Source organism: Acetobacter fabarum, assembly GCF_029069195.1.
In the GTDB taxonomy this organism is placed as follows: domain Bacteria; phylum Pseudomonadota; class Alphaproteobacteria; order Acetobacterales; family Acetobacteraceae; genus Acetobacter; species Acetobacter fabarum_A.
Map to the genome: position 1 here is coordinate 75,517 of NZ_JARDYK010000002.1, position 16,137 is coordinate 91,653.

A 16,137-nucleotide genomic window follows, 5' to 3' on the forward strand; every position below is an offset into this window, starting at 1 on the left:
AAGGCCCGGCCAGGAGTGCCTGAACTTGCCTGACCAGTCCCTGCCTGCACCGCTGCCTGTGCGGGAGAAAAGTGTTTTCCGGAGCTTCTCGCGCGAGGAGGTGGCTCTGGTCTGCATTACCGTTCTGTGGGGGGTAACGTTTCTGGTCGTGCATATGGCCATGCGTTATACGGGGCCCATGTTTTTTGTGGGGTTGCGCTTTATCACGGCGGCCCTGCTTTCCATGCTTCTGTTCCGCCGGTTGCTGCTGGACCTGACCCTGCGGGAAGTGCGGGCCGGAGCCTGTGTGGGGGTGGCCATCTTTTTTGGCTATGGGCTGCAAACTCTGGGGCTTGGGAGTATTTCCAGCAGTCAGTCGGCCTTTATTACGGCCATGTATGTGCCTGTTGTACCCTTTTTGCAGTGGTTTGTCCTGCGTAAGGCACCTCATCTTATGGTCTGGCTGGGTGTGCTGTTTGCTTTTTGCGGTCTGGTTCTGCTAACCGGCCCGCAGGCCATAGCCCATATGCACCTCCAGTTTGGTGAGGTGGTGACCCTGACCAGTGCTGTAGCCATAGCTATGGAAGTTGTGCTGATCAGCCGTTTTGCCTCCCCCGCCATTAACAGTTTCAGGGTGGCGATCGTGCAGTTGCTGGTTGCCGGGCTACTGGCGTTTGCCGCCATGCCTATCATGCACGAACGCGTACCTGCTCTGGCGTGGCGCTGGGTGGTGCCCGGTCTGGGTCTTGGGGCCATGAGTGCGGTTATCCAGCTGGTTATGAACTGGGCGCAAAAAACAGTCTCCCCCACACGCGCAACGCTTATTTACGCGGGTGAACCTGTATGGGCCGGGTTGGTGGGGCGTCTGGCAGGGGATATGCTGCCAGCCAGAGCGCTGGCCGGTGGGGCGCTGGTTATTCTGGGCGTGTTGGCAAGCGAAGTGCGCCTGCCGCGTAAACGGGCGCAGGACTAGAGAGGCAACGCCTTGTAAAGCTGTTCTGGCCATTCTGCTTGAGTGTTTGATGCAGAATGTGGTCAGAAAAATCCCGTTTATTCGTGCAGAACATTGTGGGCGTAGGCGTGGGCAAGGGCTGTGGAATCCTCCCCATCGGCCATCATGCCCACAAGCTGGAGTTCATCGCAGTACTGTGCGATCTGCTCGCGCAGGCCGTGGCCTACAAGGGGGCGGATAACCGGCTCATTGTGCAGCATGGCGCGGGCACTGGTAACGGGCAGACCTGCGGCGTTGTCGGCTATCAGGGTTGCGGCATCATCGTGGTGGGTGTTGACCCATAGAGCCGCATCATGCAAGGCCATGACCAGTGCCGTGGCAGCGGTGGGGTCTTTGTCCTGCGCGGTATCCGCAACGCCCAGAATAAGGCTGGTGCGCTCGGCATAATGGCCTGTATCGCTGCCAACAAGTTCGTACAGAAGACCCGGGTGGTTCTGGAGCAGGCTCCATGCATCGGGATCATGCATGACCACGGCATCTATTGTCTGGTCATGAAGAGCCGGTTCTAACTGTGGGATCGGCAGGTCAACCCAGTTAATGTGGTTGAATGCGTCCATGCCTTTGCGGCGCATCATAATACAGAAGAACAGTTTGTCCGCGGCATTCTGGTCTGGCACCGCCACGTTGCGGCCCATAAGCTGGTCCAGTCGTGTAATGCCGCTGTTACGCCGCACCAGCAGGCGGCGGCTACCTGATTGTACCCCCATAACCAGATGCGCAGGCAACCCCGCATGCAGGTGTTGGAGCCACGTGAGGGCCGGAGCCAGAGCGTAAGAGGTTTTCTGCTGCGCCAGAGCCGCCAGTGCTTCCTGCCCATTACGAATGTTGGGGAGCGGGTCGACGTCCAGATTGTACCGGGCAAAAAAATTCTTCTCCAGTGCGGCGGCCAGCACGGGGGACATGGCGGCCTCTGGCCAGGCAATTCTGAGCTTGCGGTAAACGCCATCGGGCTGTTTGCGGGGTTTGCGGGGGCGCTTTGGGGTGGTCAGAAGCACAACACCCCCTGCGGCAGCGCAACTTCCGGCCCCCCAGAGCAGGGCGCGGCGTGAGAAGGGGGAAGGTGCAGGTGCGCTCATATCCGCTATCTTACACCGTGTTGGCGGAGGTGTCCCGGCCAAGGGGGCAGAAAATCAAAAAAACAGGACCGCGCACATCCTCATGGCTGCGGCATTGGGGGCTATGGTTCTGTTATTTTTCATGATGTGTTTTTTTGTAATGAATTTTCCAAAATCCTCATATTACGCACCCGAGGTGTGTGTGCTGGTGTGTATTCTGCCGGCTTATATGCAGCACGGGGGAACGGCATGCAGAGATGGTGTTTTTTAAGGGAAGAAATAATTAACGTTTTGTAATATAAAAAGGGTCTTGCACCCTCAAAGGGTTGCCGTTATACAGCCATTCAGCAGCACGGCGGGCCGCATCTTGAAAAAAGATCATGCCTTTAAATGCCGCTAAGTAATTGAAAAATAACTGTTCCCGAATAGCTCAGTTGGTAGAGCAAGCGACTGTTAATCGCTGGGTCGTAGGTTCGAGTCCTACTTCGGGAGCCACATTTTCCTTTAAAAATCAAAAAGTTACGCGCTGATTTGCTCCGCTGAGCAAGAGGCCGCAGTGTTAGCTTACCTTGGCATAGTGCTTTCGGGGTCTGTGCTGGGCTCCCTGCTTCTGAAGTTGCCCTGATTCTGGGAGCGCGAAAGCAGAAGTGCTTGACGGCCTGCACCATCAAGCACTGGGGCCAACGCGTGGCATTGTGCGGTGTTTCTTCTAAATTCCCGATCAGGCCTGAGCGGCAACACCGGTGAGTTCCACCTTCCATGATGGATCAGCCAGCTTGGCTTCTACCGTGGCGCGGGCGGGTTTGTTGCTTTTGTCCAGCCATGCATCCCATGCACGGTTCATGCCAGCCATATCGCCCATATCGGCCAGAAAAATCTGGACTGAAATCAGGCGGCTTTTATCCGTTCCGGCTTTGGCCAGAATGGCGTCCACCTGGCGCAGAATATCTTCCATCTGTCCCTGTGCATCCAGTGTGGCGTCATCCGCAACCTGACCCGCCAGATAGACAAGGCCGTTGTGAATAACGGCGCCACTCAGGCGCTCTTCGGGTTCAAGGCGGGTTATGCTCATGCTGTTGTCTTTCCTGTGCAAAAACGGGATGGCTAATGGAGTTTACGCAGCGGCCATGTTGTCAATCAGGCGGATATCACCCAGACTGGCCGCAACAAACAGGCGTGCATCTGGTGTGAGCGTGTGTGTGGCAAGGAGTGTGTCCCCCGAGCGCAGGTCCAGATAATGCACGTTAAAACCATGATTTTTCAGATTTTCGTGGCAGGTGTGCAGGCAGGTCTCAACCGCTTTTCCTGCCTGAAGATCCGCAATGCAGGCCCGCAGTGCCGCTGGCAGGTAAGGGGCCTGCTCGCGCTGCCGGGGGGTGAGCCTGCGATTGCGGGAGGACAGGGCAAGCCCGTCGGCCTCGCGCACGGTGGAGACGGGTTTTATGCGCACCGGCAGGTTCAGGTCCTGTACAAGACGGCGGATCAGGCAGAGCTGCTGGTAATCTTTTTCGCCAAAAGCGGCAATGTCGGCCCCGGTCTGGAGCAGAAGCTTGGTGACAACCGTTGCGACACCATCAAAATGGCCCGGCCGGTCCGCGCCACACAGCATGCCATCCAGCCCGGAAACCGTAATGCGGGTTGCAAAACCCCGAGGGTACATTTCCTCCCCGTCCGGGGCGTAGAGCACATCCACTCTGGCTGTGTTCTCCAGCAGGGCGGCGTCTGCTTCCAGTCCGCGCGGGTAAAGTTTGAAGTCGGCTGCATTGTCAAACTGGATCGGATTGACAAAAACACTCACAATTCGGCGCGTAGCCAACCCGTCCAATGCATTGACAAGGGCAAGGTGCCCGTTGTGGAGCGAGCCCATGGTGGGCACAAATCCTATGGTTTCGCCCGTGCTGCGCCATTGGGCTACCAGTGCGGCCAGTTCGGTTCTGGATCTGATAATCCGCATGAAAAATCCTGAAAAACAGATGAACCCCATAAGGGGAGCGCCCGGGCCGGGCAGGAGTAAAGGCACTGTAGTGCCGATTGGTCTGAGGTTCCAGAGAGGGTGGTTTATGGAGGTGGCGAGATTTAAAGTGCAGGCAACCCGGTGGAGAGGGGGCGGGCCTGTGCTATAGGAGGTGTATGTCCTACGCTGATTTTGTTCATCTTCGTGTGCACTCTGCCTACTCGCTCAGTCAGGGGGCAATCCGGGTGCCGGAAATTGCATCCCTTGCGCAGGAAATGCAGATGCCTGCCGTGGCTATTGCCGATTCGGGCAATCTGTTCGGTGCATTGGAGTTTTCTCAGTACTGCACAAAAAGTGGCATTCAGCCCATTATCGGGGCCCAGATCGGTCTGCCTGCCCGTAACGACAAACCCGGTGCCCCGGCAGAGCCGGTGGTGGTGCTGGCGCAGAACGAGGTGGGGCTGACCAACCTCCAGTTCCTCTCATCCGAAGGGTTCAAGACAACCGATCCGTCTGACCCGTTTGTAACGCTGGATACATTATGTGCGCGCGCTGAAGGGCTGATACTGCTGAGTGGTGGCACACGCGGCCCATTGTTCCAGATGCTGGCCGAAGGGCAGAAAGACGAGGCCACGCGCTGGCTGGCCCGCATGCACGAAGCCTTTGGCGACCGGCTGGTGGTGGAGTTGCACCGCCATAATCTGGCTATTGAAAAAGCGGTGGAACCGGGCGTGCTGGGTCTTGCCAGCCAGTTTGGTCTGCCCCTTGTGGCGACCAATGAGTGCTTTTTCCCCAAGCCGGAAATGTACGAGGCGCATGACGCGCTGGTCTGTATTGCCCAGGGCCGCACCATGGCGGAAAAAGACCGCTTCCGCGTGACCCCTGAACACTGGTTCAAACCCCCGCAGATGATGCGCACCCTGTTCGCGGACCTGCCCGATGCGTGCGACAATACGCTCGAAATTGCCCGTCGCTGCGCCATAAAGGTGGAAACCCGCAAGCCTCTGCTGCCCGTCTGCCCCAAAGTGCGCGAGGGCGCGACCGAGGACCAGACCCTGCGCGCCATGGCGTGGGAAGGGCTGGAGCGCCGCATGGCTTCCATGACGCTGGATGAGGCAACACAGGCCCGCTACCGCGAGAGGCTGACATTCGAGCTGGATATTATCTCCAAAATGGGGTTCCCCGGCTACTTCATGATCGTGGCGGACTTTATTCAGTGGGCCAAGGCGCATGATATTCCGGTGGGGCCGGGGCGTGGCTCGGGCGCAGGTTCGCTGGCCGCATGGGCGCTGACCATTACGGATATTGACCCTATTCCCTTCAACCTGCTGTTCGAACGGTTTCTTAACCCCGAACGTGTCTCCATGCCTGACTTTGATATCGACTTCTGTCAGGACCGGCGGGACGAGGTTATTGCATACGTCCGCCGCGAATACGGTGGCGACCGGGTTGCCCAGATTATTACTTTCGGTAAGTTGCAGGCCCGCGCGGCAGTGCGGGATGTGGGGCGTGTGCTTGGGTTGCCATATGGCATGGTCAACCGTGTGGCCGAGCTTATTCCCAACAATCCCGCCAAGCCTGTTACACTCAAGGAGGCGATAGCAGGCGAACCAAAATTGCAGGAAATGCGTGATAACGACGAGGCTTTGCGCAGACTGCTCGAAATTGCCCAGCAGCTTGAAGGACTGTTCCGCCACGCTAGTACCCATGCCGCGGGGGTGGTTATCGGGGATCGCCCGCTGGTGGAACTGGTGCCGCTGTACCGGGACCCCAAGAGCGATACACTGGTCACCCAGTATAACATGAAGTTTGTTGAGCAGGCCGGTCTGGTCAAGTTTGACTTTCTGGGCCTGACAACGCTGACCATTCTCAAACGCGGTGTGGATTTTATCCGCCGCATGGGCAAGGATGTGGAACTGGCGGGTATTCCGCTCAATGATGCGCCAACCTATGACATGCTCAGCAAGGGGGACACGGCAGGTGTTTTCCAGTTTGAAGGCGCTGGCATGCGTGATGTTCTCAAGCAGATGCGTCCCACACGGCTGGAAGACCTGATTGCCGCTGTAGCTCTGTACCGCCCCGGTCCAATGGCCAATATTCCCGATTACTGCCGCCGTAAACATGGCGAGGCATGGGAACCCCCGCATGAGGAAATTCGCGATATTCTTGAAGAGACCTATGGCATTATGGTCTATCAGGAACAGGTCATGCAGATTGCCCAGAAAATGGCGGGCTACAGTCTGGGTGGGGCAGATCTGCTCCGCCGCGCCATGGGTAAAAAAATCCGTGCGGAAATGGACCACCAGCGCGAGATTTTTACCAAAGGGGCAACCGGGCGCGGCATAGACCATGACAAGGCGGTAGAGGTGTTCGACCTCATGGCCAAGTTCGCAGATTACGGGTTTAACAAATCCCATGCTGCGGCCTACGCTTTTGTTTCCTACCAGACTGCGTGGATGAAGGCCAACCACCCTGTGGCCTTTCTGGCTGCATGTATGTCACTCGCACGGGAGCGGACGGAAAAACTGGCAGCCCTGCGGCAGGAGGCCGAACGCATGGGCATTGCCGTGCTGCCGCCAGACATCAACCGTTCGGAGGCCGACTTTGCTGTGGAGGTCATGCCAGATGGTAAATACGCCATCCGCTATGCACTGGCCGCGGTCAAAAAAGTTGGTTTTGGGGCCATGGAGGTTCTGGTAGCCACAAGAGGGGACAGGCCTTTTACCGATCTGGCCGATTTTGCAACGCGTATAGACCCCAAGCACATCAACCGCATGCAAATGGAAAATCTGGCCAAGGCAGGTGCGTTTGAATGTCTGGATAAAAACCGGGCGCGTGTCTTCCATTCAGCCGATGCTCTTTTGCGCCGTGCCCATAGTCAGGCGCAGGAGGCGGCGTCGGGCCAGATCGGCCTGTTTGGTGGTGGCGGGCAGAAGGAGCCCCTGCGTCTGGCCGAAGGGCCAGACTGGCCTGAGTTTGAAAAACTGGCGATGGAGGCAGAATCTATTGGCTTCCATATGACAGCCCACCCTCTGGATTCCTACGGGCCGGTGTTGCGCAGACTGGGGGTTGTCAAATCTTCCCAGTTGCTTGCCGCAGCAGAGGCCGGGGTAGGGCGAGTTAAAATTGCGGGCTGCGTGGTGGACCGCAAGGAACGCCCGACCCGCACAGGCAATAAAATGGCATGGGTGCGCCTGTCCGATGCCACGGGGGGGTGTGAGGTCACGGTGTTCTCCGAAGTGCTGGGCCGTGTGCGTGAAAGTCTGGTGGCGGGGCGGGCCGTGCTGGTGACGGCCGAACTGAAGCTGGAGGGCGAAGCCATGCGGATCACCGCGTCCGATATAGTGGAACTGGAGGATGCAGCCGCTCAGGCGCAAAGCGAATTGCGGATATGGCTGGAAAAGGAAGATGCCTTGCCAGCCCTGCAAACCGTGCTGAGCGACCAGAAAGGCGGAGCAGGCCGCATTGTGCTGCTACCCGGTGTGGCCGAAAGCTGCGATGTGGAAATCCGGTTGCGCGGAGGCTACAGGGTAACCCCTCTGCTCGGGCAGAAGCTGCGTACGCTGGATGGCATTTCCCGCGTGGAGCAGGTCTAGCCTGTGGTGTGGACCTGCGTCTTGCCGTGGCGGGGGCCCGATACGGTTCTGGCCCTGTGGGGTGGTATTCCGTGGTGCGCTTTTCTCGATAGTGGCGGCGTGCTGGATACGCGCAGCCGGTGGCGTATATTCTGCCATAATCCGCGGCATATCCTACAGGTTTTTGCAGACAGGGTGGAAGTGGATGGGGTGCGTCAGGCGCGGGGCACGCCTGAGCAGATACTGAATATTCTGCGTAAAATACAGGCAGGTTTCACGGTGGGTACCCATCAGGCCGATGTGCCATTCTGTGGTGGCTGGGTCGGCTTTGCCAGCTACGCATTTGGTCGGGCCTTGCAAGGTGTTGCGTCCCGCCATGCGGAAGGGGACGCTCCTTTATTTTCCGCCGCTTTTTACGATCACGCCTATATATGGGACCGTCAGAACCGGCAGGTGGTGCTGGCAGGGCTGGCGCATGGTGGCCTTACGCCGCAGGACTGTGAGCAGGCGCAGGCCTTATGGGCCGCCCTGCCTGAGCGGGATGTGCCAGTGCCACAGTTGCCCCTCCTGCATTTGCAGGCCAGCCAGACACAGGCGGAATACTGTCAGGCGGTTAGTGCTGCGCAACGCTATATTGCTCAGGGGGATATTTTTCAGGTCAATATCACCTGCCAGCATGTGGCGGACCTGCCTGCTGATGTGTGTACGTCTGACCTGTATCGTCATCTGCGGCGGGTGGCCCCGGCTCCGTTTGGGGCTTTTTTATCCTGTGGGGCAGGTTTTTCCCTGCTTTCGTGCTCGCCCGAGCGGTTTTTGCTGGTCGATCGGCATGGGCATATAGCAACCCGTCCCATAAAAGGCACAGCTCCACGGGGCCAGAGCAGGGCAGAGGATTTGCATCTGGCTCAGGCTCTGGCCGCAGATGACAAGGAACGGGCCGAAAACCTGATGATTGTGGACCTCATGCGCCATGATATCGGGCGTGTTGCCCGTATTGGCAGCGTGCGTGTGCCGGAATTATGGACGGTGGAACGGTTTGCGCATGTGCACCATCTTGTCTCCGAGGTGCAGGGGCATTTGCGGGAGGGGTGCGATGTGTTCGACCTGCTGGCAGCCACCCTGCCGCCCGGTTCCGTAACCGGTGCGCCCAAGCACCGCGCCATGGAAATTATTGACGAACTGGAAGCCACCCCCCGAGGGGCTTATTGTGGCATGGTTTTTTGCCTTGGTGCGGATGGGCGGATGGATAGCGCCGTGATCATCCGCAGTTTTGTGGCCCACGGGGGGCAGTTGCGCATGGGCACGGGGGGCGGAGTTACCATTCTGTCCGACCCGCAAAAGGAATATGAGGAAATGCGCCTGAAACTTGCACCCTTTGCCGCCTTTGCGGAGGGGGCATGACATTCGTATGGCTCAATGGCGCGCTTCATGCGTGTGATGCGGCCCGCATAAGCCCGGCTGATCGGGGCTTTACACTGGGGGATGGCCTGTTTGAGACCATGCGCGCGGCTGGCGGACAGGTTTTGCATCTGTCCCGGCACATGGCGCGCCTGGCAGCCGGGGGGGATGTTCTGGGCATGCCCGTGCCAGAGGCGGCGGCGGTGCAGGGGGCGGCTACGGCGCTGTTACAGGCATGCGGGCTGGAAAATGCGGTACTGCGGCTGAGCGTGGCGCGCGGGGAGGGGCCGAGGGGGCTGCTGCCTCCTGTTCATGCGCATCCTACCGTGTTGCTGACGGCAGTCCGGGGGGAGTTCAGTCTTTCCCATAGTCAGGTCATGATCAGTCGGCTGATCCGGCGGGATGAGGCATCTCCTCTGTCCTATATCAAGAGCCTGAACTACCTGCCCGGTATTCTGGCCCGGCAGGAGGCCGAGCGTATGGGGGCGCAGGACGCGCTTTTGCTCAACACGCAGGGGCGCGTGGCGGAAAGCACGGTCAGCAACCTGCTGGTGGCAACGGGTGCGGGGGTGTTTACGCCCCCTGTGGCCGAGGGCGCGTTGCCCGGCATCGCCCGTGAGCGCCTGCTGGAGCAGAATCTGGTGCGCGAGGCCCGGCTGGCCCCGGTTGACCTGCTGGATGCGCGGGGGGTGTGGCTGGTAAATTCCCTTTCGCTCCGGGTGGTCACGGAACTGGATGGAACGCCCCTGCCGGTGGACGGACCTTGCACTGCGCAACTGGAGCAATGTCTGCGGCAGAGCGCATAAGCCGGGTTTGATTTATGCCCATTCCGTTTGGAGGGCAGGCATGCGACGATAAGGGCTTGTGCAGACCCGGCTGAATGCTCAATCGTTCGCCTGTCCTTTTCAGGCCGGAATGATATGCATCGGAACAGCCGGTCTGTGGTATTCTGATGAGGTGACACCATGCAACAGGCAGCAACAGCCACGGAGCAACCGGCGGAACAGGGGCATGCCCTCCGCTATGATCTGAGGCAGATCGATGTTGATCCCAATTTCTGGTACCCTGTGGCATGGTCCAGCAAGGTACGGCAGGGTAAGGCGTTTGCCGCCCGTTTTGCAGGCCACCCCATTGCGCTGATTCGCCCCGAATACGGCCCCGTCTATGCGCTGGAAGACCGCTGCGCCCACCGTCAGGTTCCGCTGAGCAAAGGGGTTGTGGACGATAAAGGCTGCATCAAATGCTGCTATCATGGCTGGGCGTTTGATCAGCAGGGCAAATGTGTAACCGTGCCTTACCTGAACAAGGAAGGCGTGGGTCGCCCGGTCAAATCTTATCCCTGCCGCGAAAAGAGCGGGCTGATCTTTATCTTCCCTGGCGATCCCGATCTGGCGGACAAGGTGCCCATGCCCGATATTGCGCAGGTGGGGAACCCCGAATACAAGACCCGCCAGTTCAGTCCGCGCCTGAAGTGCCACTACACGTTCATGCACGAAAACCTGATGGACATGAACCACCAGTTCCTGCATCGCCGCCAGATGGGCTCCATCACGGCCCGTTTTCTGGGGCAGGACAAGGGCGATAATTTTATGGAGGCCCGCTACAGCTTTGCGCGTAAAGGGGGCAACCAGCCGCTGGCCGAAGCCCTGATTTTTGGCAAACACCATGACGATGGCCGCGAACAGCCGGTGGAAGAGGTCGTGTCCATCCGCACCACCTACCCCTACCAGACGCTCCAGATCCACGACAAGGACGGTGACCTGATCATGGACCTGTGGGCGTGCTACCTGCCGCTGGGCGAAACCCAGCAGGTTACTCAGGCGTTTGGTCTGCTGTCGGTCAAAAAGCCCAAATGGACTTTCCTGCTGGATATTGCATGGCCGGTGCTGGGCCTGTTTACACACCGCATCTTTGAAGAAGACCGCGAAATTGTGGAAATGGAACAGAACGCATGGCGTGAACTGGGGGGAGACCACAATGTGGAGGTGTTCCCTGTTGTCAGAAGCTTGCGCGACCTGCTGGCCCGCAGCGGGGTGCCCAACCGTTATGCCAGACCGCTCAAGCAGGGCTGACGCGTTTTTTTTACCTTGCCCGCAGGGCCAAAAAACGCCATATAGAGCCGCCCCGGCGTTAGGCTGGGGTATAACACACGCGGGGCCATACACCTCTGGTGCCCAGCCGAATGGCTGGGTGGTGTCTCGCGGAGGTTTAACCAGTTAGGTAGGAATACGCCCCATGGCGATGCCCGATTTTACACTGCGTCAGCTGCTTGAAGCTGGTGTTCACTTTGGTCACCACACCCGTCGCTGGAACCCGCGCATGGAGCCGTTCCTGTTCGGCGTGCGTAACCAGGTTCACATCATCGACCTCCAGCAGACCGTTGGCCTGCTCGACCGCGCCCTCAAGGCGATTCGTGATGTTGTAGCCGGTGGTGGCCGCGTTCTGTTCGTTGGCACCAAGCGTGCTGCTCAGGACCCGATTGCAGAAGCAGCACGTCGTTGCGGCCAGTACTACGTCAACCACCGTTGGCTGGGTGGTATGCTCACCAACTGGAAGACCATTCAGGGCTCCATCAAGCGTCTGCGCCAGATTGAGGACACGCTCGAAGGCGCGACTTCCGGCCTGACCAAGAAAGAAGTGCTGGAACTGACCCGCCAGCGTGACAAGCTGGAACGCTCCCTTGGTGGTATCAAGGAAATGGGTGGTCTGCCCGACATCCTGTTCGTGATCGACACGAACAAGGAAAAGCTGGCCATTGAAGAAGCCAACAAGCTGGGTATCCCGGTTGTGGCGATTCTGGACAGCAACTCCGACCCACGCGGCGTGACCTACCCGGTCCCCGGCAACGATGACGCCATTCGCGCCATTGGTCTTTATTGCGACCTCGTTTCCGCTTCCGTGCTCGACGGTATTTCCGCCGAAATGGGTGCTGCGGGCCATGACGTGGGCGCCTCTGAAGAACTGCCGGTTGAACCCGCTCTGGAAGCGGCTCCGGTAGCCGAAGAAGCTCCGGCAGCAGGCTGAAGCCTTTTAAAAACAGCCCGGACTTGAGCCGGGCTGTTTTTTTTGCATGAGATGCCTGTTTTTTTGCAGGCAACGGAATGTTCTGCCACGCGCCCTGCCAGGGGCGCGTTGCGGTTTTCTAAGGAGTAGGAATATGGCGGAAATTACCGCAGCACTGGTCAAGGAACTGCGCGAAAAAACCGGCGCAGGCATGATGGATTGCAAAAAAGCGCTGAACGAAGCGCAGGGTGATATTGAAGCCGCCATTGACTGGCTGCGCACCAAGGGCCTTGCCGCCGCCGCCAAAAAATCTGGCCGCGTGGCGGCAGAAGGTCTGGTTGCCGTTGCTTCTGGCGACAAAACCGCCGCCATGGTGGAAGTGAATGCCGAAACTGACTTTGTTGCCCGTAACGAAGCCTTCCAGAACTTTGTGGAAGCCGTTGCTCAGGTTGCACTCAAGGTTGGCGATGATCTGGAAGCCATCAAGGCTGCAACGCTGGACACGGGCCGTACCGTTGCTGACGAACTGACGCACCTGATCGCCACCATCGGTGAAAACATGACCCTGCGTCGTGCCCGCGTATTTACCGTGCCGTCTGGCGTGGTGGCCACTTACGTGCATGGTGCACTGCGTCCGGGTTTGGGCAAAATTGGTGTTCTGGCGGCTATTGAAGCCCCGACTGCCGATGACGCCATTGAACAGCTTGGCCGTCAGGTTGGCATGCATGTTGCCGCCACCCGCCCCTCCGCGCTGGACGTAAACAGCCTCAACCAGGAAGAAGTCGAGCGTGAACGCGCTGTTCTGATCGAACAGTCCCGCGCATCGGGCAAACCCGAAGCCATTATTGAAAAAATGGTCGAAGGTCGTATCCGCAAGTTCTATGAAGAAGTCGTACTTCTGGAACAGGTGTGGGTGCATGATGGCGAAACCCGCGTGAAGGACGTTGTTAAAAAAGCTGGCGTCAAGCTGACTGGTTTTGACCGTTTCCATCTGGGTGAAGGCATTGAAAAGGTCGTTGATGACTTTGCTGCCGAAGTGGCCAAGGTTTCCGGCGTCTAAGACCGGCTCTTCCGTATGTTGAACAAGAGCGGGACTTCTCTGCAAAGGGAGGCTCCCGCTCTTGTTGTTTTTGCGGCCGCGCAGGGTGAGAACGGTGCGCGGGTCCATATGCTGACCGAGCAGGACGGGCTGGTGCGTGCTCTGGCTTACGGGGGCGCAGGCCGTGCTGGCCGCGCCCTGTGGCAGCCGGGGAATGTGGTCAAGGCCCGTCTGACGCAACGGAGCGAGGGCGCTCCTGTTCAGGTATCGGGTGAGTTGCTGTACGGATGTGCGGCGCGCATCCTGAGCATGCCGCTTGCACTGGCCATGATGCAGTCGGCCTGCGTGCTGGCCGATGTCACCTTGCCCGAAGGCGAGCCTTGCCCGGCATTTTTTGGCGCGACACTCAGGCTTCTTTCCTTTATCGGCTACAGTCCCGATGTTGCCGAGCAGATTGGCCTGTCCAATTATATTGAGTGGGAACTGGCCTTGCTGGATGTGCTCGGTTTTGGGCTGGATTTGAGCCGCTGTGCCGTGACCGGGCAGAAACATGACCTTGCCTTTGTCTCCCCCCGCACAGGGCGGGCTGTCAGCCGGGAAGGGGCAGGGGTATGGAAGGACCGGCTCCTGCCCCTGCCAGCTTTTTTGTATGACCCCGCACAGGCTGGTTCCTGGCCGGACTGGCTGGAGGGTTTGCGGCTGAGTGGGCATTTTCTGGCGCGGGATGCTTTTGGCCAGCGGCACCTGCCGCTTCCTGCCGCCCGGCAGAGGTTGCTGGGGCGTGTGGAAAAACTGGTCGCAGAGGCAGGAGCCGCCTGAACTGCGCACCAAGGCTGGCACAACCAGGCCTGTGGCGGTATGTCATGGCCATCACACATCGCACCGTTTGATCTGGGGCAGAGCATGAACGAGACATTCGAAGGCCATATTGAGGAGACAAAACTGGCAGATGCGCTCAGTGAGCGTTATCTGGCCTATGCTTTGTCCACCATCATGTCACGCTCGCTGCCAGATGTGCGCGATGGGCTCAAACCCGTGCACAGGCGGCTGGTTTACGCCATGCACCAGCTTAAGCTGGACCCGGCATCGGGGTTTAAAAAATGCGCGCGTGTTGTGGGGGACGTGATTGGTAAGTTCCATCCCCATGGAGATGCCTCGGTCTATGAGGCACTGGTACGTCTGGCTCAGGATTTTGCCGCCCGCTACCCGCTGGTGGAAGGGCAGGGCAATTTTGGCTCGATTGATGGTGATAACGCAGCCGCCATGCGGTACACGGAATCCCGCCTGACCGAAGTAGCCGTGGCCCTGCTGGACGGGATAGAGAGCGATGCAGTCGATTTTCGCCCCACCTATGATGGTGAGGAGCAGGAACCGGTTGTGCTGCCAGCAGCCTTCCCCAATCTTCTGGCCAATGGTGCTGCGGGCATTGCCGTGGGCATGGCCACCAGCATTCCTCCCCATAACGCGGCGGAGGTATGCGCGGCAGCCGCCCTGCTGGTGCGTAACCCCGCGGCAACCACGCAGGACCTGCTGGCGCTTATGCCCGGGCCGGACTTCCCCACCGGTGGGCTGATCGTGGAGGACGCCTCGGCCATTTTGCAGGCGTATGAGACGGGGCGCGGGGGCTTTCGGATGCGGGCACGCTGGGCCGTGGAGCAGGGACGGTTTGGCACATGGCATATTGTGGTGTCGGAAATACCGTATCAGGTGCAGAAATCCCGCCTGATCGAACAGGTCGCAGAACTGCTGGAGCAGAAAAAACTCCCGCTGCTAGGCGATATCCGTGACGAAAGCACGGATGAAATCCGCCTGATTCTGGAGCCAAAGACACGCGGGATTGAACCCGAAGTGCTGATGGAAACCATGTTCCGCGCCACAGCGCTGGAAAGCCGCTTTTCCCTGAATATGAACGTGCTGGGAGCAGACCGCTCCCCCGGTGTGCTGGGGCTTAAACAGGTGTTGCAGGCCTGGCTCGACCACCGGCACGAGGTACTGGAGCGGCGCAGCCGCCACCGCCTTGCCGCCGTGGAACGACGGCTGGAAATTCTGGCGGGCTTTCTGATTGTCTACCTCAATCTGGATGAGGTCATTCGTATTATCCGGGAGGAGGATGACGCCAAAGCCAGTCTGATGGCCACTTTCAGCCTGACCGACATGCAGGCGGAATCCGTGCTGAACATGCGCCTGCGCAGCCTGCGCAGGCTGGAGGAAATGGAAATCCGCAAGGAGCATGACGCCCTTGCGGCTGAAAAAGCCGGACTGCTCACACTGCTGGGGGATGAAAAACAGCGCTGGAAGCAGATCGGGCAGGAACTGGAGGCCATGGTCAAGGCCTTTGGCAAGGGCCGCGTTGGCCCACGGCGCAGCACTATTTTGTCCGCTCCCAAGCTGGTTGATATTTCGGTGGTGGAAACAGTGGAGCGTGAGCCGCTGACCATGATCCTGTCCCAAAAAGGCTGGGTGCGGGCCATCAAGGGCCACAATGTTGATCTGGAAACCCAGAAGTTCAAGGAAGGGGATGGTCTCAAGCTGGCCCTTCCGTGCCAGAGCACGGACAGGCTGTGCTTTTTTGCGACCGATGGCCGTGCTTTTACGCTCAAGGGTGTGGACCTGCCACGTGGGCGGGGCGATGGTCAGCCTGTGCGCCTGCTTATGGACCTGTCCAATGATGAGGAACTGCTGGCGGTTTTTGTGCTGGAGGAAGGGGGTAGACGTCTTGTGGTTTCCAGTGCAGGGCGGGGCATGGTTGTGGAGGATGATAACCTTGTCTCCGAAAAACGTTCGGGGCGGCAGGTGCTTAATCTCAAGGGGGATGAATCCGCCCAGTTGTGCATTCCCGCACAGGGGGATCACGTGGCGGTCCTTGGAGATAACCGCCGGTTTCTGATTTTTCCGCTCGATCAGCTTCCCGTTATGGGGCGTGGTCTGGGGGTGGCGTTGCAAAAATACGCCGATGGCGGGAAGTTGCGTCAGGCTCTGGTGTTTACCGCATCCGAAGGGCTGGTCTGGCCCGGAGCCGTGCGGTGCCGTGGCATGGCGGATCTGCAGGACTGGCTGGGCAAGCGCGCAGGTGTTGGCAAGCTTGCTCCCACATGGGCGGGCAAAAAGGTCTAGGCAGGAAG

Annotated in this window: 12 protein-coding genes and 1 tRNA gene; 10 read left to right on the forward strand and 3 right to left on the reverse strand. The window is 59.0% G+C overall.

What is annotated here, in order from left to right; all coding sequences use genetic code 11:
* Positions 1-25: 25 nt before the first annotated feature.
* Positions 26-952, forward strand: a complete 927-nt coding sequence (locus PY793_RS03585; protein WP_275176752.1) for a DMT family transporter — start codon at positions 26-28, stop codon at positions 950-952.
* A gap of 77 nt (positions 953-1,029) precedes the next feature.
* Here the strand turns inward: PY793_RS03585 and PY793_RS03590 are convergent, their stop codons facing one another.
* Positions 1,030-2,067 carry an ABC transporter substrate-binding protein gene (locus tag PY793_RS03590; protein ID WP_275176753.1) on the reverse strand — a complete coding sequence of 346 codons (1,038 nt, stop codon included), beginning with the start codon at positions 2,065-2,067 and terminating at the stop codon, positions 1,030-1,032.
* A gap of 398 nt (positions 2,068-2,465) precedes the next feature.
* Here PY793_RS03590 and PY793_RS03595 point away from each other — a divergent pair.
* Positions 2,466-2,541 (forward strand) — tRNA-Asn (locus tag PY793_RS03595).
* A 226-nt stretch (positions 2,542-2,767) separates the two neighbouring features.
* Here PY793_RS03595 and PY793_RS03600 read toward each other — a convergent pair.
* Together PY793_RS03600 and panC are read right to left on the reverse strand one after the other, a co-directional pair.
* A complete protein-coding gene (locus PY793_RS03600) occupies positions 2,768-3,118 on the reverse strand; it encodes a RidA family protein (RefSeq protein WP_275176754.1) in 351 nt (116 codons plus the stop codon).
* Between the two features lie 42 nt (positions 3,119-3,160).
* Positions 3,161-4,000, reverse strand: coding sequence for a pantoate--beta-alanine ligase (panC, locus tag PY793_RS03605; protein ID WP_275176755.1), 840 nt, complete (start codon positions 3,998-4,000; stop codon positions 3,161-3,163).
* A gap of 176 nt (positions 4,001-4,176) precedes the next feature.
* On the opposite strand from panC, the gene dnaE reads away from it, so the two are divergent.
* From dnaE to parC, 8 genes are all read left to right on the forward strand, one after another.
* Complete coding sequence (dnaE, locus tag PY793_RS03610) at positions 4,177-7,596, forward strand: DNA polymerase III subunit alpha (RefSeq protein ID WP_275176756.1); 3,420 nt, start codon at positions 4,177-4,179, stop codon at positions 7,594-7,596.
* A 3-nt stretch (positions 7,597-7,599) separates the two neighbouring features.
* Positions 7,600-8,976: an anthranilate synthase component I family protein gene (locus PY793_RS03615; protein ID WP_408744660.1), complete on the forward strand. Its 1,377-nt coding sequence runs from the start codon at positions 7,600-7,602 to the stop codon at positions 8,974-8,976.
* Positions 8,973-9,779 (forward strand): aminotransferase class IV, encoded by an 807-nt coding sequence (locus tag PY793_RS03620; protein WP_275176758.1) that lies wholly within the window; start codon positions 8,973-8,975, stop codon positions 9,777-9,779. The genes PY793_RS03615 and PY793_RS03620 overlap by 4 nt, the downstream gene beginning before the upstream one ends.
* A gap of 159 nt (positions 9,780-9,938) precedes the next feature.
* Positions 9,939-11,045, forward strand: a complete 1,107-nt coding sequence (locus tag PY793_RS03625; protein ID WP_275176759.1) for an aromatic ring-hydroxylating dioxygenase subunit alpha — start codon at positions 9,939-9,941, stop codon at positions 11,043-11,045.
* Between the two features lie 163 nt (positions 11,046-11,208).
* A complete protein-coding gene (rpsB, locus tag PY793_RS03630) occupies positions 11,209-11,997 on the forward strand; it encodes a 30S ribosomal protein S2 (protein ID WP_275176760.1) in 789 nt (262 codons plus the stop codon).
* A 133-nt stretch (positions 11,998-12,130) separates the two neighbouring features.
* Positions 12,131-13,036, forward strand: a complete 906-nt coding sequence (gene tsf / locus PY793_RS03635) for a translation elongation factor Ts (protein ID WP_275176761.1) — start codon at positions 12,131-12,133, stop codon at positions 13,034-13,036.
* 39 nt (positions 13,037-13,075) lie between these two features.
* Complete coding sequence (recO, locus tag PY793_RS03640) at positions 13,076-13,834, forward strand: DNA repair protein RecO (protein WP_275177099.1); 759 nt, start codon at positions 13,076-13,078, stop codon at positions 13,832-13,834.
* Positions 13,835-13,918: 84 nt separating this feature from the next.
* The gene (parC, locus tag PY793_RS03645) at positions 13,919-16,129 is read left to right on the forward strand and encodes a DNA topoisomerase IV subunit A (protein WP_275177100.1); all 2,211 of its coding nucleotides are present in this window, start codon (positions 13,919-13,921) and stop codon (positions 16,127-16,129) included.
* Positions 16,130-16,137: the final 8 nt, after the last annotated feature.

What these genes read in the sequence shown, in the direction of transcription:
- tsf (WP_275176761.1), top strand. Translation starts at nt 12,131, where the DNA reads ATGGCGGAAATTACCGCAGCACTGGTCAAGGAACTGCGCGAAAAAACC.
- PY793_RS03620 (WP_275176758.1), top strand. Translation starts at nt 8,973, where the DNA reads ATGACATTCGTATGGCTCAATGGCGCGCTTCATGCGTGTGATGCGGCC.
- parC (WP_275177100.1), top strand. Translation starts at nt 13,919, where the DNA reads ATGAACGAGACATTCGAAGGCCATATTGAGGAGACAAAACTGGCAGAT.
- rpsB (WP_275176760.1), top strand. Translation starts at nt 11,209, where the DNA reads ATGGCGATGCCCGATTTTACACTGCGTCAGCTGCTTGAAGCTGGTGTT.
- dnaE (WP_275176756.1), top strand. Translation starts at nt 4,177, where the DNA reads ATGTCCTACGCTGATTTTGTTCATCTTCGTGTGCACTCTGCCTACTCG.
- PY793_RS03625 (WP_275176759.1), top strand. Translation starts at nt 9,939, where the DNA reads ATGCAACAGGCAGCAACAGCCACGGAGCAACCGGCGGAACAGGGGCAT.
- panC (WP_275176755.1), bottom strand. Translation starts at nt 4,000, where the DNA reads ATGCGGATTATCAGATCCAGAACCGAACTGGCCGCACTGGTAGCCCAA.
- PY793_RS03590 (WP_275176753.1), bottom strand. Translation starts at nt 2,067, where the DNA reads ATGAGCGCACCTGCACCTTCCCCCTTCTCACGCCGCGCCCTGCTCTGG.
- PY793_RS03600 (WP_275176754.1), bottom strand. Translation starts at nt 3,118, where the DNA reads ATGAGCATAACCCGCCTTGAACCCGAAGAGCGCCTGAGTGGCGCCGTT.